Here is a 1,344-nt window from a genome sequence, read left to right as displayed (position 1 = left end):
GACCAATACCGCTAAAGAATGAAACTATTCCGTCCCATGCACTCTTTAAGAAGTCTACGAAACTACCCCAAACCTTTTTACCTGTTTCGGTTTGAGTGAAGAAGTAAACTAAACCAGCAACAATGGCTGCGATTGCTATGCCAAGAGCCACGAATGGATTCATAGCCATTACAGCATTGAAAGCTCCTTGTATAATTGTACCAGCTTCAACAACCTTATTATATATCTCGACAGCCTTAATGATTCCATCAATAACTTTCAAAGCAACGAATACACTAGCCAAAGCAGCTAAAGCTACTTTTAAAGTATCTATTGCGCTTTTACTTTCACTAATTTTTTGCAGAAAATCAGCTATTTTTTTCGTGACTTCTGAAAATTTACCAGCAAATACAGCTATGCTTTTTGCTACGTTATCTATACTTGTTGCGTTTTTTGTTGTTTCTGTATTTATTCCAATAAATGAATTTATGACATTCCCTATAATAGAAACTATGGAACCAAATGCACTTTTTATGCTATCCCAAGCCTCTAAAAATGCTAAAGTGGCTGCATTTTCTTGCAGTTTTTGAAACAAGTCTTGGAAATACTTAACTACATTTGTTACAGCTTTACCAGCACTTTCGCCCCAGTCAGACATCTGGTCTATTAAGCCACTAATGATAGGTGTTAAAGCGTTCAAAGTAGGCACTAAAGCAATTGACATTGTTTCGTTGAAGCTGTCCCACGCGTCCCCAATAGTTTTGATTCCACCGCCCGAACCTTTAGCCATTTTTTCCATAGCCTTGTTGAGCATATCCATCGAAACAGCGCCTTTTGAAACAGCGTCATTAAAAGAACCGTATTGCTGTAATGAGGGGTTCATTTTCATAACAGTGTCTTTTAAAGAAGAACCAAGAGCTGTGTTGTTATCGGTTAATTGTCCAATATTTTCAGCCGTAACTTTACCAGCTGCCGACATTTGACCGTAAGACTGAACTACACCTTTAAGGTTTTCGCCAGTACCACCAAATGCTTGGTTAGCTTTTACTAATGCTTCTGTTTTACTGACCGCTTTTTTAGCGCTATCGCCTAAACCAATGAACGTTGTTGAAAGTTTTAAAGTATCTTCGGTATTTGCATTTGTATCTTTAGCAAGATTCTGCATAGATTTGCTTACATAGTCAAAGTCTTTTCCATTGCCTTTGAACTTCATTGTATTTTGCAATGAAATCATGGCTTTTTGAGTATCCATTGCGTTAGATACCCAGTCTTTTAAGCCGTTACCGACAGCACTAACAGCACTTGCACCGATTTGTCTGAATGCACCAACAGCAATCTCTCTAAGACCGCTAAAGCGTGACTTCA

1 protein-coding gene is annotated in these 1,344 nt (G+C 38.2%); it reads right to left on the bottom strand.

The window, feature by feature from the left end; translation table 11 throughout:
• Positions 1-1,344: tape measure protein (locus L979_RS14895; protein ID WP_156125301.1), on the bottom strand; the 1,344-nt coding region annotated here is incomplete at both ends.

Origin of the sequence: Kocuria sp. ZOR0020 (genome assembly GCF_000800955.1) — a bacterium.
GTDB lineage: Bacteria > Actinomycetota > Actinomycetes > Actinomycetales > Micrococcaceae > Kocuria > Kocuria subflava.
This window is presented reverse-complemented; position numbering and strand designations above follow the sequence as displayed.